The organism is Kallipyga massiliensis ph2 (assembly GCF_000311985.1).
Lineage (GTDB): Bacteria > Bacillota > Clostridia > Tissierellales > Peptoniphilaceae > Kallipyga > Kallipyga massiliensis.
The window spans coordinates 249,460-271,242 of sequence record NZ_HE978585.1 but is presented as its reverse complement, the minus strand read 5'-3'; the positions used below and the strand labels follow the sequence as shown (position 1 = coordinate 271,242).

The window sequence follows — 21,783 nt, the reverse complement described above, 5'->3', positions numbered from 1 at the left end:
TTAGAAGTACTAAATTAAAAAAGCCCCGAAACTCAGGATGGAGTTTCGGGGCTATCATTCCTAGAAGGTTATTTATCATCATAATGTCCTCGGCAGTGGACAATATAGAGTCGGCCATCTTCAATATGATACACAAGGCGGTCTTTTTCATTAATTCTCCGGCTAAATTCACCTTGAAGGTTTCCAATCAAGGCCTCCGGCTGACCAATTCCTTCTAATGGGCCATTACGTTCAATATCTTTGATTAATCGATTAATGCGTTTGAGGGTTTTCTTATCCTGCATCTGCCAATAGAGGTAATCTTTCCACGCATCATCGGACCATATAATTTCACTCATCGTCAACTTCAATAAGTTCGTGAGCGGAGCCCTTACCTGCCTTTAACTCCTGGACAGATTTAAGCACATAGGCTTGGTTATTGGGATTATAGAAGGGGTCCTCTTGTTTGATTTCAAAGGGGATTCTGTTTTCACGAAGTACGGCTTTTACATACATATTAATTGCAGAAGATGAGGTGAGCCCGACAGATGAACAAAAGGCATCGAAACGGACTTTATCTTCTTTATCGACGCGGGCTGTGAGTGTAGATAACGCCATGCTGACCTCTCCTTTCTATGATGAGTAAATATTATCACTAAAGAAAGACGAAAGCAATTAAATGTAATACAAAAGCACCGCCCAACACTCCCCCTACTTCAACTTCTCCACGATCCGGTATTTGGCCTGGAAGCCGGAGCCTTGGCCGGTGAATGAGGCATCCTGTTTGGCGAGGTCGGACATGGCTTGGAGGATGTCGGCGATTTCGGGGATTTCTTCTGTCTTTTGGCTGAGTTTGTCGATGCCGTCGGTCTTGAATTCCAGGATTTTGTCGGAGAAGATCCTCATGTTTTCGGCAAGGAGTCCGCTGCCGTCTTGGAGGCGGGTGGTTCCGTCTTCGAGCTGGCCCAGGCCTTCATTGAGGCGGGAGATCCCGGCCCGGAGGGGGGACAGACCCTGGCTTGGGCCTTGGCTGAAGCCGGCCAGGCTTTGGGCTCTTTCGTCGAAGGCGTTCAGTCCGGCGACGACTTTCTCGGCACCCTCATTGAGGGAGGCAGAGTTGGCGGAGAGTTCAGCCATTCCTTCGGCCAGGCGGTTGACTCCTTGGGCGTTGGCCTGGCTTCCTTCAGCCAGTTGGTGGGCCCCATCCTTAAGCTGGCCGACGGCGGTATCCAGGGCGCCCAGGCCGGTGGAAAGCTCCTGGGAGGCGTCAGCCAATTTCTGGGAGGCATCGGCCAATTCGCCCATCTTATCCTTCATGGACCCCAGTTTATCCAAGTCGGAGAGAGTATCTTGGAGGCCCTCCACCGACTGGAGGGAAGTGCCAAGGTTTTGTGCTGATTGGCCCAGCCGGGAAGCGGACTCGCCGATGGTGGATGCGGTCTCTTTCAGAGTTTGTGCCTCAGCCAAGAGGGCTTGGGCAGCTTCACTATTCCCGGCCTCCTCTAGGCTATTAGCCAGGGCCACCAGGCGGTCGATGGATGGGCCCAGGTCCTGGGCGGATCCGCCGATGGTGGAGACTTCCTCTCCCATGGATGCCAGGTCATCCTTGATGTCGATCCGGCCTATCTGAGACAGGGCATCCAAGGGGAGCTTCTGAATAGCTGTGTTCATGGCCTGGAAGTTGGCGTTGAAGGTCCCTTCTTTTTCCGCAAAGGAAGCCGCCGCATCCCCTGCCTTCCCCATATTATCGCTGAGGGCAAGGCCTCCTTGGGCCAGACCGGCATCTAAAGCCGATGCCCCGGTCTGGAGGGCCTCCGCCCCCTGGACCAATTCACTCATGTGGGAGGAAACCTCATCGACCCCGCCGGTATAGTCCTTGAGGCCGGCCAGGAGTTGGTTCCCTCCTTGGGCCATCTGGTGAACCCGTTCGGGGAGGGCCGCCAGCTGGCCCAGAGAAGGCATGAGCTTTTCCTCCAGGAGTCCGGTCTTCTCATCCAACTCCCGGGCCCCGGCGTGGAGCTGGTGGACGCCCTTTCCCAGGTCATCGATCCCCCGGTGGAGGTCATCCTGGGCCGTGACAAACTTTTGGGCGGCTTCAGCCAGCTGGGCGGAGGCATCCTCCAGGGAAGAGATGCCATCCTTTAATTCATCGATCCCTTCCGGCTTGACGTCTTCCTGGAAGAACTCATTGGAGGTGACGACATAGGCCTCCACCGGCTGGTAGTTCTTTACCTCCATCTCGATGACCGCCTTATCCTTGAACCGGTCCAGCTGGTCCTCCTTCAAGATGCCCTTGAAGTTGGCTGCCAGCCCCGGCGTCAGGATCGTGGTCACCAGCTGGTTTTTTCCATCCTTGATTACCTTGGAATCCTTGGCTTGAATGTTGGTGGCCATATCCTCATTAAAAGACAGGCTGGCCACGGTGAGGTAGGGGGCATAGACTTCCCGTTCCTTCCCATCGATGGTTTTCCGGCTGACATTCTTGTTCTCCGCCTGGATGGTGATCTTGAGGTGGCCGGACTTGCCTTCCAATGCCCGGTTTTCCACCTTCTTTCCATCCAGCTCATAATCGATCCGGACATCAACGGGTCTTTCCTTCTCCGATTGGCCCTGGTAGTAGAGGTCCTTCCGATCCTCCTTCCAGTGGATGGCCCCGTCCTTCACATCGATGTTTTGATCGGACTTTAAGTCCTTGATGTCCTTGAGGTCGGTGGGGTCCTTTCCTTCTATATTATTATCCCCATGGAGCCAGACGGAGACGACCTGTTCTTTGACCTGGCCGTCTTCCTTGATGACGTAGACGGTTTCATTTTTCTCGATGAGGCCGGAAGCGGCAAAAATGGGTTGGCTGGCCACCAGGGAAAAAGCCACCATAAAGGCAAGGACTCTTTTGATTTTCTTATTCATACAAACCTCCTTATTGCAATGATTTGGTTGTTTTCTTGATAAAGGGAAAGAGGGTGGACAGGAGGGCCGGGAGCATGAAGAGGATGACCAGCATGCTGATGATGGCCCCCCGTGCCAGGAACATACAGATGGTGGAGACGATCTCCATCTTGGAGAAGATGCCGACGCCGACCGTGGCCGCCATGAAGGAGAGGGCCGAGGTGACGATGGACTTGGAGGTCTCCCGGGTGGCCAGGCTCAGGGCCTGGTTGACGTCCCCCTGCTTCTTGTACTCATAGAGGAAGCGGTCCGTCATGAGGATGGAATAGTCCACCGTTGACCCCAGCTGGATGACCCCAATGATGATGGAGGTGACGAAGGGGATGGTCTGACCCATGTAGAAGGGGATCCCCATGTTGATCTGGATGGCCAGCTCAATGGACCCGATCAGGATGATGGGGAGGGCGATGGACTTGAAAACGAAGACCAGGATTAGGAAGACCATGGCGATCGAGACCAAGGAAACCCGGGTGAAGTCCGAATTGGAGATCAGGGTGAGGTCATCGGTGAGAACGGCCTCTCCGGTCAGGTAGGCCCCCGGGTCATAGCGGTCCATGATCTCACGGATGGCGTGGATCTGGTCTCTGACCTCATCCGACGCCGTCTGGTATTCGGAGTTGATCATGATCATCTGGTAGCCATTTTTGTTGAAATTCTCTTTGAGTTTTTGGGGCAGAAAATCCTTGGGGATGGTTGGGCCCAGGACGGAGTTGGTGGAGATGACGGAGTTGATCCCGTCGACCTCCTCGATTTCATCCACCATGGCCGTGAGGGCGGAATCCGCTAGGTCCTCCTTGACCACCATGAAGTGGGTGGTGGCCATGTTGTAGTCCTTCTTCATCTTATTCAGGGCAACGATGGAGTCCAAATCCTGGGGGAGGGACCGGTCCAGGTTGTAGTAGACTTCGGCATTGACGGATCCGTAGATGGCCGGAATAAAGAGGAGGAGGAAGAGGACAAAGAGGGCCTTTTCGTGCTTGACGCTGAAATCGGACAGCTTATCAAAGGAGGGCAGGAGGACCCGGTGGTGGTACTTGCTGACGTACTTGTCGGTTACGAGAAGCATGGCCGGAAGGACGCTGACCGTGGTCAGGAGGCCGATCAGGACCCCCTTGCTCATGACCAGGCCGATGTCTCTGCCCAGGCCCAGTTCCATGAGAATCAGGACGATAAAGCCCGCAAAGGTCGTAAAGGAGGAGGCGAAGATGGAGGAGATGGTGTTTTCGATGGCCCGGGCCATGGCCTCCTGGGTGGTCTCCCGCTTCTTCTTTTCTTCCACATATCTTCGGTAGAGGAAGATGGAATAGTCCATGGTGACCGCCAGCTGGAGGGTGGCGGCGATGGCCTTGGTGATGTAGGAAATCTCGCCCAGGAAGAAGTTGGTCCCGAAGTTGTAGGCCACGGCGTAGCCGATGGTCAGGACGAAAACAAAGGGGATGATGGTCGACTCATTGGTCAGGGATAAAACGATGATGGCCAGAACCACCGCTAAGAGTACATAGATGGGCGTTTCCTTGTCGATGACATCCTTGGTGTCCTTGACCAGGGAAGAAATCCCGCTCAGGTACTTGGGGGCGGAATCCAACTTGCGGATCTGGTCGATGGCTGACATGGTCGTCATGGAGGAGGCGGAATCCTTGAACTTCACGACCATGAGGGTGGACCCGTCCGCATAAAGCGTATCCCTGAGCTTGTCGGGCAGCATGTCCTTGGGGACCATCTGGCCGACCAGGGAGGACTTGGAGATGACGTCCTCCACGCCCTCGATCTCCAGGATTTTTTCGCGGAGGGCTTCGGCCTCCCGGTCATCCCCTTCCACAATGAGCATGCCTGTCGAAGCGTTGTTGAACTCCTCATCCAGGATCTTCTGCCCCTCCGTTGAATTGAGGTCTTGGGGCAAGTAGGTCAGGATGTCGTAATTAATTCCTGTTTGTTTGTAGCCAAAATAGGAAAAGACCAACAAGACCGTCATGAACAAGAGGACGAGCTTGGCGTGGTTGGCTATAAATTCCGAATATTTTCTCATCATACACCGGTCCTAAATATTTTCTCGACCATTTCAAAAAGAATGGTCTTCATGTTATCGATGTCCAAAACCGCATTTTCCATCAGGGCGGATTTACAGGTGGTCAGGACGATATTGATGGTCAAGGACAAAGAAAAGAGCTTCTCATCCTCGGAATACTTTTCGGGCAGGAGGGAATCATACTTGCTCAAGATGAACTTGAGGGTGGATTCCGCGGCCTTGAAGCGGTCATTGTTCTCAACCTTGACGTAGAGGGCCCAGTTGAGCTTGCTAAAAATCAGGTCCAACTCCACGGGGTGGTCGATCAGGTAGTCGATGATATAGCTGATGAAGGAAATGTAGCGTTCGATCGGAGAATCGCCCTGACACTGGTCCTCGGCTTGGGTCACCAGTTCCGTCATCCGGTCTAAAACAATATCCTCGACCAAGTCCTCCTTATTCTTAAAGTAGAGGTAGAAGGTCCCCAGACCATAGTCCGTCCGTCCCATGATGTCGCGGATGGAGGTTTGATGGACCCCTTTTTCTAAAAAAGAAGAAAGGGCTTCTTCCTTGATCCTTGTTTCCTTTGCTTTCTTCATTTCTTCAATCACAAAAGTCACTCCTTTCCGTATTTTCCGGCTTTGGAAACAAAATGAACATCGTTCACTTTTCTAACGGAGAATATCATAGCACACGAATGAACAACGTTCAACTCTTTTTTAAAAAAAATTTGCGGTCAAAATGGGCCGAAAAGGGGTAAAAATATGTTGATGATTGACAGGCAAACGGATTCCCCGGACCATGAGGAAGTCAAGCCGGGGAAAGAGGAAAACTTTGTTTTTCAGAAAGGAGCGGACATGGAATTTAAAAAAGTGGTTATCTTAGGGGGTGGCGTCTTAGGTGCCCAGATCGGCCTTATGAGTGCCTACACCGGCCACGAGACCACCCTGTGGATGCGGAGTGAGGGGACCATCGGTCGGACCCAGCCCCGCTTAGAGAAGTACAGCAAGCAGATGATCGAATCCCTGGCCAGAGCCAAGGCCTTGATCGGGAACCCACTGGGGGCCTACCTCTATCCCCGGGCTTTGATCAAGGACTGGAACAAGGTCACGGCTGAGGAGATTGATAACCTCATGGCCATGGCCCAGAAGAACTTTAAAGAGAAGATCCACCTGGAATTGGACATTGACAAGGCCCTGGCCGATGCGGACATCGTCATCGAGGCCATGGCGGAGAATCCCCAGGCCAAGATCGACCTCTACACGAAGATCAAAGATAAGATGGACGAGAAGACCATCCTCTGCACCAACTCCTCCACCCTCCTGCCCTCGACCTTTGCCGAATATACCGGCCGGCCGGAGAAGTTCATGGCCCTGCATTTTGCCAATGAAATCTGGGCCCACAATACCGCCGAGTGCATGGGCCATCCGGGCACGTCCGCCGAGACCTATGAGGCGGTGGTCCGCTTCGCCCAGGAAATCCAGATGGTCCCCATCCAGCTCCACAAAGAACAGCCCGCCTATGTTCTCAACTCCCTCCTGGTTCCCTTGCTGGATGCTGCCCAGCAGCTCTGGGGGAAGGGCGTTGCTGATCCCGAGACCATCGACATGACCTGGCGGATTGCCACCGGCGCTCCCGCCGGCCCCTTCCAGATCATGGACGTTGTCGGCTTGGAGACGGTCTATAACATCGGCTCCATGAAGCCCGATGCCCAGGACCCGGACTCCCTCAACCACAAGATCCTGACCATGATCAAGGAGAAGATGGACCGCGGAGAAACCGGCGTCAACGCCGGTAAGGGATTCTACGACTATAAGAAATAATATGGCTCATGGCCCCGCAAGGGGAAATCCCGGCAGGGGAAGCCCGGTTGGGCGAGCCCCGGAAATGAAGTGATGAAGAAGAGCTCGGTTGCTGATTGCAGCAGCCGGGCTCTTTTTATGTGCTGGGGGAACGCTGAAGGAGGCTGGGGAAACCTTCAATCCTGAAAATCTTGGGATTGAGCTGTTTATCAGAGCTCCAGACCCTGACATATTTGAGAACAAATAAATTATCAGGGTTTCTGACCCTGTTTTTTTAAAATCATCTATATTATCAGGGTTGGGCATCCCTGGGAGATGGCGGTTCTTAGTTTTCCAAGGTTCCACCCCCACCTCTTCCTTTTGGGAACGGTCATCTTTCTCCTCATTACTTTATTTTCCCAAAGCATGAGGCTGGAAGAAGAAAAGAAATTTCGTATATTTATGAGGTTCTACAAGCTGGGCCTTCCCATCCTGGCCCTGACTCTGACTCTTTTTGTCCGGGGGATCATCCGGGTTTTGGGAGTGGACCTCTCCCGGTCCATGGACCTGCCCCTCTCAGGTGTGACAGGAAAAATTGATGAACATTGGGTCTTTTGCTATACTATGGAGTGTAAATTAAGCCAGCGGAAAACATGATTATTCCTTTTATTTTATTTGTTTTCAGCTGCAGGTTGTTTCTATTTTATGAACAGTATAGGAGGACTTATGAGTACAATTACTGCGATGTTTCTCATCATGGCCATCGGGTATTTTCTGGGTCACCTGAATATTCTGGGAGTCAAGTTTGGCGCATCCGCCATCTTGATCGTCTCCCTCTTCTTCGGGCACTTTGGGACGGAAATCCCACCCATCCTTGGCAGCATCGGCCTGGTCTTGTTCCTGGCCCCGATCGGTCTCATGGCCGGCCCAACCTTTGTCAACAACATTAAGAAAAACGGCGTCAAGTTCCTGGTCATCGCCATCGTCACCTGCATCATCGGCGGAGTGACCATCGTCATGTCGAACAAACTCTTTGATATTCCGATCGAGCTGGCTCTGGGACTGGGAACCGGCGCATTAACTTCCACCGCTATGTTGGGAACCGTCACTTCATTGACCGACTCCCCCCTGCCCGGCGTGGGCTATGGTATTGCTTATGCCTTCGGCGTTTTGGGCGTGGTTCTCCTGGTCCAGATCCTTCCCAAGATTATGGGCGCTGACCGGGACGTGGAGAATGAGAAGCTGACCGTCCCCGAATCCAAGAATGTAGCCGAAACCCTGGGTCAGAAACTGGTGAACTTTGAACCCCACGGCCTCTTTGGCGTCGCCGTGGCCATTGCCCTCGGCACTGTCCTCGGCGGACTCAAGCTCCCCGTTGGCGATAAGGTCGTCGTCTCCCTCGGTGCAGGCGGCGGCTCCATCATCGCCGGCATCGTCCTGGGTCACTTCGGCCACATCGGCCCCGTCAACTTCACCTACAAGAAGTCCAACATGCAGCTCATCCGTGACCTGGGTCTGGCCTTCTTCCTCATGCGAGCAGGCACCAACGCCGGCGCAGGTTTTGTGGAAGTCGTTGGCGAATACGGCATCAAGCTCTTCTTCGCCGGCGTCATGATTACCCTCCTCACCTCCGTCTTGAGCTTCCTCATGGCCTATTATATCTTCAAGCTTCCTCTCTTCGGTGCACTGGGAACCACCACCGGGTCCATGACCTCGGCACCTTCCCTGGGCGCCCTCCTGGAAGTCACCCAGGATGACCGCGTATCGTCCTACTACGCCGCCACCCAGCCCATCGCCACCATCTTCCTGGTCTTCATGCCCCAGATTATCTGGCTCTTCTTCGGCGTCCACTAAGACCGGCAGAGAATTATTGGTAAAGAAAAGCTGTATCCAGCAATTGACCGCCGGATACAGCTTTTTTTGTTGGGGGCGGGGCTCATGGGGGGGTCATGGGGGGGCTCATGGGCCGCCACCAGCTCTGAACTCATCAGCTGTTTGGCTTCTGGGAGCTCTTCGACCCTGACAATCACTAGATCTGAGTAATTGTCAGGGCTCTGGACCCCTGATAATCTTGAAACTAAGCGATTTATCAGGGCCTTTTTCAGCCCTGATTTTCTTAAGATCCTTCAAATTGACAGGGTTTTTCCCCTGATAATCTTACGATCTGCTCATTTATCAGGGTCAATTTCGTCCCTGCCATTTTTAAGATTTTGCGAATTGTCAGGGATTCGCCCCCCTGATAGTCTTGAGAATCTTCAAGTTGACAGGGTTTTCACCTCTGAAGCCTTCCTGGGAAGTGGCGAAGCATGAGGTTTCCCAGGGAATGGAGTCCCTGAGAGATGGCGGATTCATGAGGTTTCCCAGGGAATGGAGTCCCTGGGAGATGGCGGATTCATGAGGTTTCCCAGGGCAGCCCCTCCCTGGCTGGAGCTCATATTTTAAGCTGGCCAGGGCAGTCCCTCCCTGGCCGTGGCTCATATTTCTCGTTAGCCAGGGTGCCCCCTCCCTGGCCATGGCTCATATTTCTTGCTAGCCAGGGCGCCCCTACCCTGGCTGGGGCTCATGTTTTCAGCTAGCCAGGGCAGCCCCTCCCAAGCTCCCCAGCCCCCCTTCCGACCGCCACTCGGCAAGTCTTTTTGTGACTAGTGGAAAATTGCTTTATAACCTATAATGGATAGTGATCAATATTTTTTTGACAATCTGAATATCGTTTTTAAGGAGGTTATGTAATGATTACCGACTACCAATCGAAAGTGGCGGTGATTACCGGTGCGGGGAACGGCATCGGGAAAGCCTTAGCTCTAGGGATGGCGGAGAGAGGGGCCAAGCTTTTTTTGGTCGATATTGAAGGGGAGGACGTCGCCCAGGTTGCCCAAGAGATCCGGGAAAAGGGCGGAGAGGCTCATGCTCTCCAGGCGGATGTCAGCCTTCCGGAGGAGTGCGACAGGATTTTCGCTGAGGCCATGGACAAGTACGGGCGTTGCGATATCTTAGTCAACAACGCCGGGGTATCCGCATTGGGCGAGATCAACCAGTTCACCGAAAAGGACCTCCACTGGGTCACCTCGGTCAACTACTTTGCCCATGTCTATATGATGAAGCGGTTTATTCCCCAGATGCTGGACCAAAAGACTCATGGCCAGATCCTCAATGTTTGCTCGATTGCGGGCATCATCACTTCCCAGTCCGCCCCGCTTTACTTCTCGACCAAACACGCCGCCGTAGCCCTTTCGGAGGCGGTCTATAAGTGGTTGAAGAAGATTGAGGCGGACATTGATATTGCCGTCTTCTGCCCCGGCTTTGTCCAGACCAAGATGTATGAGACGGACAAGCACCGTCCGGAGCGCTTCAAGATTGAAGACGAGCCCTGGTACCACAGCGAAACCTACAAGACCTATTCCGCTTTCAATAAGCAGGTTTTGGATGGCGGAAAGACTTTGGATGAGGTCATTCCCCAGGTTTTCGAGGCTTTAGGCAAGGAACAGTTCTATATCTTGACCCACGACCAGTATGATGGCCTGATCCGCAAGCAAGGGGAATTCGAAGCCGACATGGAAAGGCCCATCGACTACGGCGACGTCCAATAATAGGCTATGGCGATCGGCTCATGGAGGCCGGCAGCCAAAGATAGACAGAAAAAGAAAACGCTAGAGGAGGATGTATGGAAAACAAGTTACTTTTTCAACCCGGAAAAATCGGGAACGCCCACCTGAAGAACCGCCTGGTCCTTCCCGCCATGGGGTCCGGCTTCGCTGAGGCTAACGGCGATGCCGGTGATAAGATCATCCGCTACTATGAGGAGCGGGCACGCGGAGGCTGCGGGCTGATCATCACGGAAATTTGCCGGGTTGATGATGAACACGGGGTGGGCATGCCCAACCAGATGGCCCTGACCAAGCTCCACCACGTCTACGCCTTGGAGAACCTGGTGGAAGCGGTCCATAAGCATGGGTCCAAGGTTTTCGTCCAGCTCCACCATCCGGGCCGTCAGACCAAGTCCTACATGATGGATGGCCGGGACGTCGTTGCCCCGAGCGCCATCCCCTGCCAGGTCACCCAGGAAATGCCCCGGGCCCTAACCACGGAAGAGTGCAAGGGCCTGGTCAAGAAATTCGTCACGGCCGCCAAGTATGCCCAAATGGCCGGAGCGGATGGGGTGGAACTCCATGCGGCGCATGGCTACTTGCTCAACCAATTCCTCAGTCTCCACACCAACAAAAGAACCGACGAATATGGCGGGAGCTTCGAGAAACGCCTTCGCTTTATCACGGAAATCATCTTGGGAATCAAGTCCGTCTGCCCCGGCTTCCCCATCAGCGTCCGCCTGAGTGCCGATGAGTTTGTGGAGGGCGGCAACCACCTGCCCGAAGTCGTGGAAATCGCCAAGGCCCTGGAAAAACTGGGTGTTGATTCCCTCAACATCAGCTGCGGGACCTATGAGAGCGGGTTGACCATCATCGAACCCTACTCCATCCCTGAGGGATGGAAGGGGAACTTAGCCCGGACCATCAAGCAGGCTGTCTCCATCCCGGTCATCGCCGTCAACAACATCAAGCGGCCTGCCGTGGCGGAGAAAATGCTGGAAGAGGGAGTTTGCGACTTTATCGCTTCCGCTCGTGGCCAGCTGGTCGATGCCGAATTCGGCAACAAGGCCTTTGAGGGACGGGATGAGGACATCCGCAAGTGCATCGGCTGCCTCTACTGCTTCAAGGAGATCGGAGCCCTCCACCGGCTCAAGTGCGCCATCAACCCCCGCCTGGGTCGGGAGAACATCTACCAAGACCTCAACCCCTGCGGCGAGGGAAGAAAGGTCGTGGTCATCGGGGGTGGCCCGGCCGGCATGGAAGCCGCCATCACCCTGGCCGACCGGAAGTATGCGGTCACCCTCTATGAAAAGAGAGAGGCCCTGGGCGGCGCGCTGACCATGGCGTCCATGGCCAACCACAAAGACCTCATCAGGGAATACCGGGACTACCTGATCCGCCAGGTGGAGAAGCGGGACATCGAGGTCGTCCTCAACCATGAGGCAACCCTGGAAGAGATCCAGGCCCAAGAGCCCTATGCGGTCTTCTTGGCTCATGGCGGCCAGCCTATGGTCTTCCCCATTCCGGGATCCGAGGCCATGGATACCCTGGTTTGGGACCGAATCCTCCGGGAAGGAATCAAGCCGGAGAAGAAAAAGATCTTGGTCATCGGTGGCGGCGTCACCGGATTGGAAGTGGCCGAGCTTCTTTCGGAAGAAGGGCTGGGCAACCAGGTCAAGGTCGTAGAGATGAAGGGGGAGGTGGCCGATTCGGTCTATCCTTCTGTCAAGTATAAATTGGTGGAAGCCCTGACCAAGAACCAGGTCGACATCCTGGTCAACAAGAAGCTGGTGGCCATGGAAGCCGGCCAGGCGGAGATCGAGGACGTGAAGACCGGCGATAAGACCAAGCTGGACTGCGACCTGGTCGTCTATGCCACCGGAGTCAGGGGCCAGACGGATTTGGTGGATGAGTATAACAAGCACTTCAACCGGGTCTTCGCCTGTGGCGATATCAACAAGGCCGGGTCCATCCTGGAAGCGACCGGCCAGGCCTATGAGTCGGCCATGGCTCTGGTCTAGGAATTCCTGAATTTCAGACAAAAGAAAACCCCGTTGCAGATTGGTCTGCAGCGGGGTTATTGCTTGTTTGGGCCGGTTGGGCTTCCGATCTTAGGCCATGAGGCCGGTGGATTGGAGGAAGAGGATGAACATGATGATGGGGAGGCAGTACTTGACCATGACCACATAGAGGCCCTTGCGGGAGTAGGGATGTCCGGAGCGCTCCATTTCTTCCAGGATCCATTTGGGCTTGACGACCCAGCCGATGAGGATGGAGGAGAGGAGGGCGATCAGGGGCATCATAAAGCTGTTGCTGATGTAGTCCATGATATCCAGGAGCTGGCCCGTGGATCCGTTGGGCAGGGGGACTTCGACGTAAAACTTGCTGTAGCCCAGGGCGATGACCCCCGTGGCGACCAGGTAGATAGCGGAGAGGACCAGGATGGTCTTCTTCCGATTGGTGTGGAGGATTTCCGTCGCATTCGCCACGATGGATTCCAGGACGGAGATGCAGGAGGTCAGGGCGGCGAAGGCGGTCAGGACGAAGAAGACCAGGCCCACCAGGCGGCCGGCCAGCTGCATATGGGCGAAAACCTTGGGCAGGGAGATGAACATGAGGCCCGGGCCGGCGGACATCCCCTCCATTCCCAGGAAGACATAGACGGCCGGGATGATCATGACACCGGCCAGGAGGGCGACCAGGGTGTCCATGCCCTCAATCATGGAGACGGACTTGCCCAGGTCCACGTTCGGCTTGACATAGGAGCCGTAGGTGATCATGATCCCCATGGATACGCTCAGGGAGAAGAAAAGCTGGCTCATGGCATCCAGGGTAATTTGCAGGAAGCGGGAGAGGGTCATGCCGGTGAAGTCCGGGGTCAGGTAGACCATGAGTCCCTCCATCCCGGTCCGGACGCTCCCGTCCTCCGCCACAGAGGTCAGGGTCAGGGAGAAGATGGCGATCCCCACCACCATGATCAAAAGGATGGGCATGACCATCTTGGAGACGCCCTCAATCCCCTTCTCCACCCCGGCAAAGACGATGGCGGCCGTCAGGCCCATGAAGACCAGGCCATAGCCCAGGGAGGAGGGGTCGGTGATGAAGGAGGTGAAGCAGCCATCCTGGGCCGCCTGGCCCATATCCCCCTGAAGGAAGAGGAGGATGTACTTAAGGACCCAACCCCCGATGACCGCATAATAGGTCATGATCAAAACAGGGACCAGGAAGGTCAGGACTCCCAAAAACTTCCATTTTTTATGCATAGTCTCATAGGCATGGATGGCACTCATCCCGGTCCGCCGGCCGATGGCCAGGTCGGAGGTCAAGAGAACCGATCCCACCGTAAAGACAAGAATGAGGTAAATGAGAAGGAAAATGCCTCCGCCATCCTTGGCGGCCAGGTAGGGGAAACGCCACAAGTTCCCTACGCCGACGGCAGACCCCGCCGCCGCAAACACAAAACCCATTTGTCCGGTAAAACTACTCTTCTCTTTCATCTCGCCCTCATTTCTCTCACAGACCAATTCCTCTGCCCGGAAGTCCTCCCGAGCTTTACGATAATACCTAGTATTCTACTCCTTCTTCTAATTAATTTCCAGTATTTTTTATTTTATTTCATAATTATGAGGAAAAGATTTGTGAGAGGGGGTGGGGGCATATGGCGGCGGCCGGCCGGCGGGGGCGAGCCATGAGGCGGCCAGCATACGGCTCATTCCCCTTACCGCCGCCGGGGCTTGGCAAAGGAAAAGCGGCCGTTGGCCAGGTTGACGGTCAGGCAGACCAGGCGGTAGATGGCCCGGCTCCCGCTTTGACAGGCGACGGCATCGATGGGGCCGGTGGTGGCGCCATGGATCATCATCTGGACTTGGGGGTCTTCCGGCCGGCGGTTGGGGAACATCCGGTAGATGGCCCGGGTGACCAGGGCCCGGGTTAGGCGGGCCATGCGGGAGGTCTTAGCCATGTCGTTGAGGGTGGAGGCCAGGCTGTAGTCGCCTTTTCCCTGGCGGTCGAAGTGGGAGAGGGGGCGGCCATAGAGGCGGCGGAAGGTGTCCCGGCTGACCTCCAGGGGACCCTCCCGGTAGAAGTCGGGATAGGACTCCCGGTCATGGCCGGGAAGGCTGAGGCCATCGACTTGGACCTCTTTTTCCATAAGAATATTCTCGACCGACCGGCCCAGCTGGACCCGGTAGATCCCGGCAACTTGGACAAAGCCCCGGCCCGGCTCATAGACCGCATAGGCCCGGTCATCCAGGGGGATCTCGACCTCCCGGGATTGGCCGGGATCCAGGTGGACCTTGCAGAAGCCCCGGAGCTCCCGGCGGGCTTGGATCCGGCCCCGGTCAGGGTTCTCCACATAGACCTGGACGACCTCCCGGCCGGCCCGTTGGCCCGTGTTTTCCACCCGGACCCGGACCGTCCGCCCCTGGTCCAGGACCCGGAAGTCCCGGTAGGCGAAGTCGGTGTAGGAGAGGCCATGGCCGAAGGGGAAGAGGGTGGGGACCTCATAGCTGGTGAAATAACGATAGCCGACAAAGAGACTTTCCCGGTACTCCAGGTCCTTGGAGGTCCGGTCGAAGGAGCGACTGGAGGCCACATCCTCTAAGCGGAGGGGCCATGTTTCCGCCAGCCGTCCCGAGGGATTGACCCGGCCGGTCACCAGGTCGGCCACCGCCTCCGAGCAGGCCTGGCCCGCCAGGTAGACTTGGAGGATGGCATCCATTCGGTCGGCAAAGGGGACCTCATAGGGGGCCCCGGAAAAGGAGAGGTAGATGACCCGGTCGGCCTTGTCCCGGACCCGGTCCATGAGAGAGATTTGGTTGGCCGGGAGCATGAGGTCAGCCCGGTCGAAGCCCTCGCCCTCGACCAGGTCGGTCAGGCCCCCGAAAAAGAAGACGGGCCGATCCGGACGGATCCGGCCCAGAGCCTCATCCACCAGGGCCCGGTCTTCCTCCAGGGAATCTATCCGGTAGCCCGGGGCATAGTCCACCCGGAAGCCGGCCTCCTCCAGGGCTTCCACCATATCCTGCCGGAGGCGGGCATTGACCTGGCTGGACCCGCCCCCCTGGAAGCGGGGGGCCCGGGCCATGGCCCCGATGACGGTGATCTCGGGAGAGAGGGCGGGATCCAGGGGGAGGACCCCCTCATTTTTCAGGAGGACGGCGGATTGGCCGGCCATGCGGCGGGCCAGGTCGTGGTGGCGGTCGGCCAGGTCGGCGGCCCCGACGGCTTCCTCGGACTTGGCTTCCTTGCCGGCCCCGCCGGCCCACCGGTCCCGGTTCTCCAGAGAAGCCTTGATGAGGTCCAGGATCCGGTCTACGGCCCGGTCCAGGTCCTCCTCCCGAACCCGGCCCGACATGAGGCCCTCCTCCAAGTCCTCCCGGTGGATGCCCAGGGAGTCGGGCATCTCCAGGTCCAGGCCCGCCCGGATGGCCTCATCCAGGTGGATGATGGCTGACCAGTCCGAGACGACCAGGCCCCGGAAGCCCCATTCCTTCCGAAGGATGTCGGTTAGGAGCCGGGCGGATTCGCCGACATACCGGCCATTGAGCCGGTTGTAGGAGGACATGATGGTGGCGGGTTGGGCCGCCTTGACCACCATTTCAAAGGCCCGGAGGTAGATTTCCCGGAGGGCTCGATCATCCACCTGGGCATTGGCCGTCTGTCGGTTGGACTCCTGGTTGTTGACGGCGAAGTGCTTAAGGGAGGCCCCCACCCCCATGGCCTGGAGCTCCTTTACATAGGCGGTGGCCAGGATCCCGGTCAGGTAGGGGTCCTCGGAAAAGTACTCGAAATTTCGCCCACAGAGGGGGGTCCGCTTCATGGTCACGCCCGGGCCCAGGAGGATGTCCACCCCTTTTTGGATGGACTCCTCCGCCAGGGCCTTGGCCAAGTCGCCCACCAGGTCGGCGTCCCAGGATGAGGCCAGGCAGGAGGCGGTAGGAAAGCAGGTGGCCGGTTCCGCTTCGTCATATTGAGTCCCTTCGATCTCTTTTCGGACCCCATGGGGGCCATCCGTCATGAGGAGGGAGGGGATTTTTCCCTGGCCATCCCAGGTCCGCCACATCCCCATCCCGGTCACCAGGCGGATCTTCTCCGCTTGGGTCAGGTCTTCTCTTCTGATTCTCCGTTCGGCCATCGTCCACTCCTTCCGTCCAAACCCGGCGGCGCATGTCCCCTGCGGGGGGCCATGAGCCCCATCTTTTTTCTCCTTTCAGTCTATCCGATTTCTCGATGGAAAGAAAATTCTAGGTTAAAATAGAAGAAAGAAGCAGGATGGACTTGAGCGATAGAAGATAGAAAGGAAGCGATCATGAACCAGACCCCGGAATATCCCCAGATGAACCTGGAATTCGCCCCTCTTTTTACCCCATGGAAGATCGGAAAGCTGGAGATCAAGAACCGGATTGTCCTGACCTCCATGGGAGGAACCAATCTCTTGGGTTGGATGGAGAAGAACCATTTCGATGAGACCGGGGCCCGATTTATCAAGACGGTGGCGGACAACCATGCGGGCCTGGTCCTCCCGGGCTGCCAGGCGGTCTACAACCCCATGTTCGGCCAGTGGCTCTATAAGAACAAAAAGATGTATCGGGACCTGGCTGAGTGGATGCCGGCCTTCCACAAGACGGGGGCCAAGCTCTTTGTCCAGCTGACGGCAGGCTTCGGCCGGTCCTTCACCATCACCCCCATGATGGAGACCCTCTATACCAACCCCATCCTCCGGGTCCTGTCCAAGCCGGTCATGAACCTGGACAAGATCACCGCATCCGCCTCGCCCTCGCCCAACCGCTGGTCGGATAAGGTTCCTTCCCGGGCCATGAGGGTGGAGGAGATCCAAGAGATGGTGGAGGCCTTCGGGAAGACGGCCCTCCTCCTCAAGGAAGCCGGAGTGGACGGGGTGGAGATCCATGCGGTCCATGAGGGCTATCTCCTGGACCAGTTTGCCCTCAAATATATCAATAAGCGGACGGATGAATACGGGGGAAGCCGGGAGAACCGCTACCGCTTTGCCGTGGACATCGTTCGGGAAATCAAACGGGTCTGCGGGGAGGACTTCCCGGTCTCCCTCCGCTATTCCGTCCAGTCCAAGACCAAGGGCTTCCGGTCGGGCATCCTGCCCGGTGAAGAGGCGGAGGAAGCCGGCCGGGACATGGAGGAATCCCGCTGGGCCGTCCGCCACCTCCAGGAGGCGGGCTACGACATGCTCAACTGCGACAATGGGACCTATGACGCCTGGTATTGGGCCCATCCGCCCATCTATATGCCGGAAAACTGCAATCTGGAGGACGTCAAGGAAATCCGGAAGTCCGTCGACATCCCGGTCGTCTCCGGTGGTCGGATGAATCCTCATGTCGCCGCTCGGGAGATCGCCCAGGGGACCATCGACGGTGCCGGCTTCGCCCGGGCCTTCCTGGCCGACCAGGAGTGGGTGACCAAAATCATCGAGGGCAGGGAGGAGGAAATCCGCCCCTGCATCCTCTGCCACAATGCCTGCTTCAACATGAGCAAGTGGAAGGGAACCCCCAACATGCAGGAGCTCAACGACTCCCTCAACCTCTCTCGGTGCGCGGTTAATGCGGAGACCATGCAGTGGGACAAGCACTACATCCAGAAGACCGACCGGCCCAAGACCGTCCACATCATCGGGGGCGGGGTGGCCGGGATGGAGGCGGCCCGGGTCCTCAAGCTCCGGGGCCATGAGCCTATTATTTATGAGAAGACCGACGAGCTCGGCGGGGTGGTCATCCCCGGCGGGGCCGAGGGCTATAAGAAACCCATGCGGGACCTTTTGGCATGGTATCGGGGGGAAATGAAACGTCTGGATATTACCGTGAACTTCAACCAGGACATCCGGCCTGATCACGACTTCGGCGGCCAGCCGGTCATCGTGGCGACCGGCGGCAAGCCCCTGGTCCTGAAAAATATCCCCGGCTTCGACCGGACCATCGAAGCCACCGACTTCCTCCGGGGTCACGAAGTCGGCGACCGGGTGGCCATCATCGGCGGAAGCCTGACCGGCTGCGAGATCGCCTATGAACTGGCCCTCCAAGGCAAAAAGCCCTTCATTATTGAAATGAAGGAGGACCTCATCGCCAACAAAGGTGTCTGCCTGGCCAATTCTTCCTACCTCCGGGAGTGGTTCGCCCTCCACCAGGTTCCCGTCTTCCTGGAATCCTCGGTGGTCGAGGTCAAGGAAAGCACCATCGCCTTCAAAGCCCCCTCCGGCCAGGTCAAAGAAGAAGCCTGCGACTCCGTCATCTCCGCCGTCGGCTACCGCCCCGACCCCCTCATGACCAAAGACCAGGCCGGCGCCCAGGTCCGCCTCATCGGAGACTGCGAGGCCATCGGCACCATCAAAACCGCTATTTGGCAAGCCTATGAGGCGGCCATGGCGATATAGCCAGGGCATCCCATCCCTGGCTGTGGCTCATGTTGTCGGTTAACCAGGGCAGCCCCAACCCTGGCTGTGGCTCATATTTCTCGCTAGCCAGGGCGCCCTTACCCTGGCTGGGCCTCAAATTCGCCAATAGCCAGGGCGCCACAACCCTGGCTGGGACTCGATTTTGCCACTAGCCAGGGCGCCCCAACCCTGGCTGTGGCTCATGTTGTCGGTTAGCCAGGGCGCCCCAACCCTGGCTGTGGCTCATGTTGTCGGCTAGCCAGGGCGCCACAACCCTGGCTGGGCCTCAAATTCGCCAATAGCCAGGGCAGCCCAACCCTGGCTGTGGCTCATATTTCTCGCTAGCCAGGGCGCCCTTACCCTGGCTGGGGCCTGATTTCGCCACTAGCCAGGGCACCCCGGCCCCGCCTCCATGAGCCCCGCCAAGCCCCTCCACAAAAAAACAGCCCCCGTCGATTTCCGACGAGGGCTGTTTTCTTATTCACTTAGGACCTTTTCCAGGAGGACCAGCATGACGCCGTCAATCCCATTGAAGAAAGTGGGGACTTGTCCCACTTCCCGGTAACCCAGCTTGCGATAGAGGGCTCGGGCCTTTTGGTTGAGGGCGTTGGTATCCATCCGGAGGGCTTTCATGCCTTGGTCGCGAGCCAAATCCTCATATGAGGCCACGAAAGATCGACCATAGCCATGGCCCGCCTGCAGGGGGTCCACGGTCAGAGTATGGAGGACCAGGATCTCATCCTCATCCGCCGCCAGCTGCCAGTCGGCCTCCTCATGTTCCGGGAGTTGGACTTGGTTGATGACCCCGGCGGCAACAATGGTTTCTGCCGGGTTCGCCCCTGCTGCGCCCGCCCCTGCTGCGCCCGCCTCGGCCGGGTCCGTCTCGACCAGGACATAGAGGTCGTCCCGGTCCAGGGCCGCCCGGGCGGTGTCCGAAGTGGGGTAGACCCCGCGGATCCAACCGGTGGACAGGAGGCCGGCCTCCTCATGGTCGTGGATCCGTCTATAGATGTCCCCGATGGCCATGAGGTCCCGGGAGGTCGCCTTGCGGAAATTCATGCGACTAGAAGTCCACCTTCTTGCCGTAGTAGGCGCATTCGTAGATCTTCTTGATGTCTTCCGGAGAGGTCTGACGGGGGTTGGTCAGGGTGCAGGCATCCTTGAAGGCGTTCTCGGCCATGACGTCCAGGTGGGCCAGGAAGTCTTCTTCCTTGATGACCGTGTTCTGCCCTTCCTGGATGGAGGCGGTCAGGCCAACGGAGGCGTTGAGCTTGCGGATTTCCTCAGCGATGTCATCGATGCCTAGGATCTTCTCCAGCTCATCATAGCGGTTGGTTTCCTTGCGGTTGTAGTCGATGACATAGGGGAGCATGATGGCGTTGGCTTCGCCGTGGGTCAGGTGGAAGATGCCGCCGATCTTGTGGGCCATGGAGTGGACGATCCCGAGTGAGCAGTTGGAGAAAGCCATGCCGGCCAGGGTGGATGCGTCGTGCATCTTGACACGGGCTTCCATGTCGTCGCCCTTGTCGAAGGCCTTCTTCAGGTAGCCGAAGACCAGCCGGATGGCCCGGATGGCCAGGGGATCGGTGTAGTCATCCGCATTGGTGGATACATAGGCTTCCACCGCATGGGTCATGACGTCCATCCCGGTCTGAGCGGTGATTCTGGGAGGCATAGTTGCTGGAATCTTAGCATCCAAGAGGGCCGCATAGGGGACGAAGTCGGGGTGGACCAGGGGATACTTGATCTCCGCTTCGGTGTCGGTGATGACAGAGAAAGCCGTAATTTCCGAGGCTGTCCCGGAGGTGGAGGGGATGCAGATCATCTTGGCCTTATCGCCCAGGGGTGGATTATCGAAGTTGGCCAGTTTCTGGAAGTCATAGCCCGGGTGCTCATAGAAAACCCACATGAGCTTGGCCGCATCCATGGCCGACCCGCCGCCCAATGCGATGATCCACTGAGGACCAAATTCTTCCATCTTCTTTCCACCCGCCAAGCAGGTCTTGAGCGAAGGATCCGGTTCCACGCCGTCAATAATTTCCACTTCCAAGCCGGCCTTTTCCAAGAACGCCTTGGCATCATCAAGGAAGCCGCCCCGCTTCATGGAGTTGCCGCCGGTTACAATCACCGCGCGGTCGCCATCCAAAGTGGAGAGGAAGTCCATAGCCCCGTCGCCATGGATGATCTTGTTGGGTACAGAGAAAATTGAGTAAGTCATAGGTCCTCCTTATAGGGGTAAAATAGGGATAGTTAAATAAGTAACAATATCCTGCCCTCTAATAGTAGCAAATATTTGGATAATAAGCAATACCTAACATGCGCCTCCCGCCCAGGGCACCGCCAATACCCCTCCTTTCTGCCAATTTCGTTGTTTGGGCCGGTATGGCAATACCCCTCCTTTCTGCCATTTTGTCATTTGGGCCGGTACGGCAATACCCCTCCTTCCTGCTGTTTTCGTCATTTGGGCCGGTACGGCAATACCCCTCCTTCCTGCTGTTTTCGTTATTTGGAGCGGTATGACGATACCCCTCTTTCCGCCAATTTCGTTGTTTGGGCCGGTATGACAGTGGCAAAATAACCCGCTTCTCTGATCATCTCCTCAACGATTTCTTTCAGCAATTTTTTTTAGCAATTTACAATGTTTTCAATCAATAGATTTTAAAAAAAGTCTTTTCAACTCCTGAGTTCAATAAAAATACTAAGCTCTCGCATTTCATCTCCATAAAAAATGGCGGGATATTCATCCCGCCTACGGTGGCCCAAAGGGTGTTTACCCAGGCCATATCTTTATACATCTACATATTATCAAAATAAATGTCCCAAGGCAAGAGCAACGAGATAGTTATTCCACATACCAGTCTTAACTGTCAAGACATATGTTACACATTCAGCACAAGGCTCTGACACATTTAGTTTTTTCCGGCAATTCTTTTCCAGGTGCTTCCTTTTCGACGGGTCAAGGGCGAAGAGCGACCAAAGGGAGCGTCCCTTGACGAGGAGAAAGGAAGCACCTATCCTTTTCGCCCGGAAAAAGCAATCGCCTAAGCAACTACGGCTTCAAAATACTCTTGCACAACCTGTTCTGGA

The 21,783-nt window shown here is 56.5% G+C and carries 16 protein-coding genes; 7 read left to right on the top strand and 9 right to left on the bottom strand.

Features of this window, described 5'->3' with window-relative positions; all coding sequences use genetic code 11:
- Window positions 1-68 precede the first annotated feature (68 nt).
- The 5 genes from HGKM_RS08430 to HGKM_RS01090 form a co-directional block, all read right to left on the bottom strand.
- Window positions 69-338, bottom strand: a complete 270-nt coding sequence (locus HGKM_RS08430) for a Txe/YoeB family addiction module toxin (RefSeq protein WP_081585071.1) — start codon at window positions 336-338, stop codon at window positions 69-71.
- Entirely contained in the window at window positions 331-597 is a 267-nt protein-coding gene (locus tag HGKM_RS01105; RefSeq protein ID WP_019133470.1) for a type II toxin-antitoxin system RelB/DinJ family antitoxin, read from the bottom strand. The genes HGKM_RS08430 and HGKM_RS01105 overlap by 8 nt, the downstream gene beginning before the upstream one ends.
- A gap of 93 nt (window positions 598-690) precedes the next feature.
- Complete coding sequence (locus HGKM_RS01100) at window positions 691-2,886, bottom strand: phage tail tape measure protein (protein ID WP_019133469.1); 2,196 nt, start codon at window positions 2,884-2,886, stop codon at window positions 691-693.
- A 10-nt stretch (window positions 2,887-2,896) separates the two neighbouring features.
- Window positions 2,897-4,951: an efflux RND transporter permease subunit gene (locus HGKM_RS01095; protein ID WP_019133468.1), complete on the bottom strand. Its 2,055-nt coding sequence runs from the start codon at window positions 4,949-4,951 to the stop codon at window positions 2,897-2,899.
- Entirely contained in the window at window positions 4,951-5,529 is a 579-nt protein-coding gene (locus HGKM_RS01090; RefSeq protein WP_034579199.1) for a TetR/AcrR family transcriptional regulator, read from the bottom strand. The genes HGKM_RS01095 and HGKM_RS01090 overlap by 1 nt, the downstream gene beginning before the upstream one ends.
- A 258-nt stretch (window positions 5,530-5,787) precedes the next feature.
- On the opposite strand from HGKM_RS01090, the gene HGKM_RS01085 reads away from it, so the two are divergent.
- From HGKM_RS01085 to HGKM_RS01060, 6 genes are all read left to right on the top strand, one after another.
- Window positions 5,788-6,753: a 3-hydroxyacyl-CoA dehydrogenase gene (locus HGKM_RS01085; RefSeq protein ID WP_034579195.1), complete on the top strand. Its 966-nt coding sequence runs from the start codon at window positions 5,788-5,790 to the stop codon at window positions 6,751-6,753.
- An 88-nt stretch (window positions 6,754-6,841) separates the two neighbouring features.
- Entirely contained in the window at window positions 6,842-6,979 is a 138-nt protein-coding gene (locus HGKM_RS08675; RefSeq protein WP_019133465.1) for a hypothetical protein, read from the top strand.
- Between the two features lie 68 nt (window positions 6,980-7,047).
- Window positions 7,048-7,368 carry a DUF2871 family protein gene (locus HGKM_RS01080; RefSeq protein ID WP_019133464.1) on the top strand — a complete coding sequence of 107 codons (321 nt, stop codon included), beginning with the start codon at window positions 7,048-7,050 and terminating at the stop codon, window positions 7,366-7,368.
- Between the two features lie 69 nt (window positions 7,369-7,437).
- A complete protein-coding gene (locus HGKM_RS01075) occupies window positions 7,438-8,565 on the top strand; it encodes an aspartate-alanine antiporter-like transporter (RefSeq protein ID WP_034578862.1) in 1,128 nt (375 codons plus the stop codon).
- Window positions 8,566-9,440: 875 nt separating this feature from the next.
- Window positions 9,441-10,298 (top strand): SDR family NAD(P)-dependent oxidoreductase, encoded by an 858-nt coding sequence (locus tag HGKM_RS01065; RefSeq protein ID WP_019133461.1) that lies wholly within the window; start codon window positions 9,441-9,443, stop codon window positions 10,296-10,298.
- 74 nt (window positions 10,299-10,372) lie between these two features.
- Window positions 10,373-12,316: an NAD(P)/FAD-dependent oxidoreductase gene (locus HGKM_RS01060; protein ID WP_019133460.1), complete on the top strand. Its 1,944-nt coding sequence runs from the start codon at window positions 10,373-10,375 to the stop codon at window positions 12,314-12,316.
- A gap of 90 nt (window positions 12,317-12,406) precedes the next feature.
- On the opposite strand, the gene HGKM_RS01055 is transcribed toward HGKM_RS01060, so the two are convergent.
- Together HGKM_RS01055 and HGKM_RS01050 are read right to left on the bottom strand one after the other, a co-directional pair.
- Window positions 12,407-13,792: a sodium-dependent transporter gene (locus tag HGKM_RS01055; protein ID WP_034578861.1), complete on the bottom strand. Its 1,386-nt coding sequence runs from the start codon at window positions 13,790-13,792 to the stop codon at window positions 12,407-12,409.
- Between the two features lie 221 nt (window positions 13,793-14,013).
- Complete coding sequence (locus HGKM_RS01050) at window positions 14,014-16,431, bottom strand: beta-glucosidase family protein (protein WP_019133458.1); 2,418 nt, start codon at window positions 16,429-16,431, stop codon at window positions 14,014-14,016.
- A gap of 174 nt (window positions 16,432-16,605) precedes the next feature.
- Between HGKM_RS01050 and HGKM_RS01045 the strand changes: the two genes are divergently transcribed.
- A complete protein-coding gene (locus HGKM_RS01045; RefSeq protein WP_019133457.1) occupies window positions 16,606-18,696 on the top strand; it encodes an oxidoreductase in 2,091 nt (696 codons plus the stop codon).
- A gap of 477 nt (window positions 18,697-19,173) precedes the next feature.
- Here the strand turns inward: HGKM_RS01045 and HGKM_RS01040 are convergent, their stop codons facing one another.
- Together HGKM_RS01040 and HGKM_RS01035 are read right to left on the bottom strand one after the other, a co-directional pair.
- Window positions 19,174-19,755 (bottom strand): GNAT family N-acetyltransferase, encoded by a 582-nt coding sequence (locus HGKM_RS01040; RefSeq protein ID WP_019133456.1) that lies wholly within the window; start codon window positions 19,753-19,755, stop codon window positions 19,174-19,176.
- Window positions 19,756-19,759: 4 nt separating this feature from the next.
- Window positions 19,760-20,914 (bottom strand): iron-containing alcohol dehydrogenase, encoded by a 1,155-nt coding sequence (locus HGKM_RS01035; RefSeq protein WP_019133455.1) that lies wholly within the window; start codon window positions 20,912-20,914, stop codon window positions 19,760-19,762.
- Window positions 20,915-21,783 lie beyond the last annotated feature (869 nt).

What these genes read in the sequence shown, in the direction of transcription:
- HGKM_RS08430 (WP_081585071.1), bottom strand. Translation starts at nt 338, where the DNA reads ATGAGTGAAATTATATGGTCCGATGATGCGTGGAAAGATTACCTCTAT.
- HGKM_RS01105 (WP_019133470.1), bottom strand. Translation starts at nt 597, where the DNA reads ATGGCGTTATCTACACTCACAGCCCGCGTCGATAAAGAAGATAAAGTC.
- HGKM_RS01100 (WP_019133469.1), bottom strand. Translation starts at nt 2,886, where the DNA reads ATGAATAAGAAAATCAAAAGAGTCCTTGCCTTTATGGTGGCTTTTTCC.
- HGKM_RS01095 (WP_019133468.1), bottom strand. Translation starts at nt 4,951, where the DNA reads ATGAGAAAATATTCGGAATTTATAGCCAACCACGCCAAGCTCGTCCTC.
- HGKM_RS01090 (WP_034579199.1), bottom strand. Translation starts at nt 5,529, where the DNA reads ATGAAGAAAGCAAAGGAAACAAGGATCAAGGAAGAAGCCCTTTCTTCT.
- HGKM_RS01085 (WP_034579195.1), top strand. Translation starts at nt 5,788, where the DNA reads ATGGAATTTAAAAAAGTGGTTATCTTAGGGGGTGGCGTCTTAGGTGCC.
- HGKM_RS01080 (WP_019133464.1), top strand. Translation starts at nt 7,048, where the DNA reads ATGGCGGTTCTTAGTTTTCCAAGGTTCCACCCCCACCTCTTCCTTTTG.
- HGKM_RS01075 (WP_034578862.1), top strand. Translation starts at nt 7,438, where the DNA reads ATGAGTACAATTACTGCGATGTTTCTCATCATGGCCATCGGGTATTTT.
- HGKM_RS01065 (WP_019133461.1), top strand. Translation starts at nt 9,441, where the DNA reads ATGATTACCGACTACCAATCGAAAGTGGCGGTGATTACCGGTGCGGGG.
- HGKM_RS01060 (WP_019133460.1), top strand. Translation starts at nt 10,373, where the DNA reads ATGGAAAACAAGTTACTTTTTCAACCCGGAAAAATCGGGAACGCCCAC.
- HGKM_RS01055 (WP_034578861.1), bottom strand. Translation starts at nt 13,792, where the DNA reads ATGAAAGAGAAGAGTAGTTTTACCGGACAAATGGGTTTTGTGTTTGCG.
- HGKM_RS01050 (WP_019133458.1), bottom strand. Translation starts at nt 16,431, where the DNA reads ATGGCCGAACGGAGAATCAGAAGAGAAGACCTGACCCAAGCGGAGAAG.
- HGKM_RS01045 (WP_019133457.1), top strand. Translation starts at nt 16,606, where the DNA reads ATGAACCAGACCCCGGAATATCCCCAGATGAACCTGGAATTCGCCCCT.
- HGKM_RS01040 (WP_019133456.1), bottom strand. Translation starts at nt 19,755, where the DNA reads ATGAATTTCCGCAAGGCGACCTCCCGGGACCTCATGGCCATCGGGGAC.
- HGKM_RS01035 (WP_019133455.1), bottom strand. Translation starts at nt 20,914, where the DNA reads ATGACTTACTCAATTTTCTCTGTACCCAACAAGATCATCCATGGCGAC.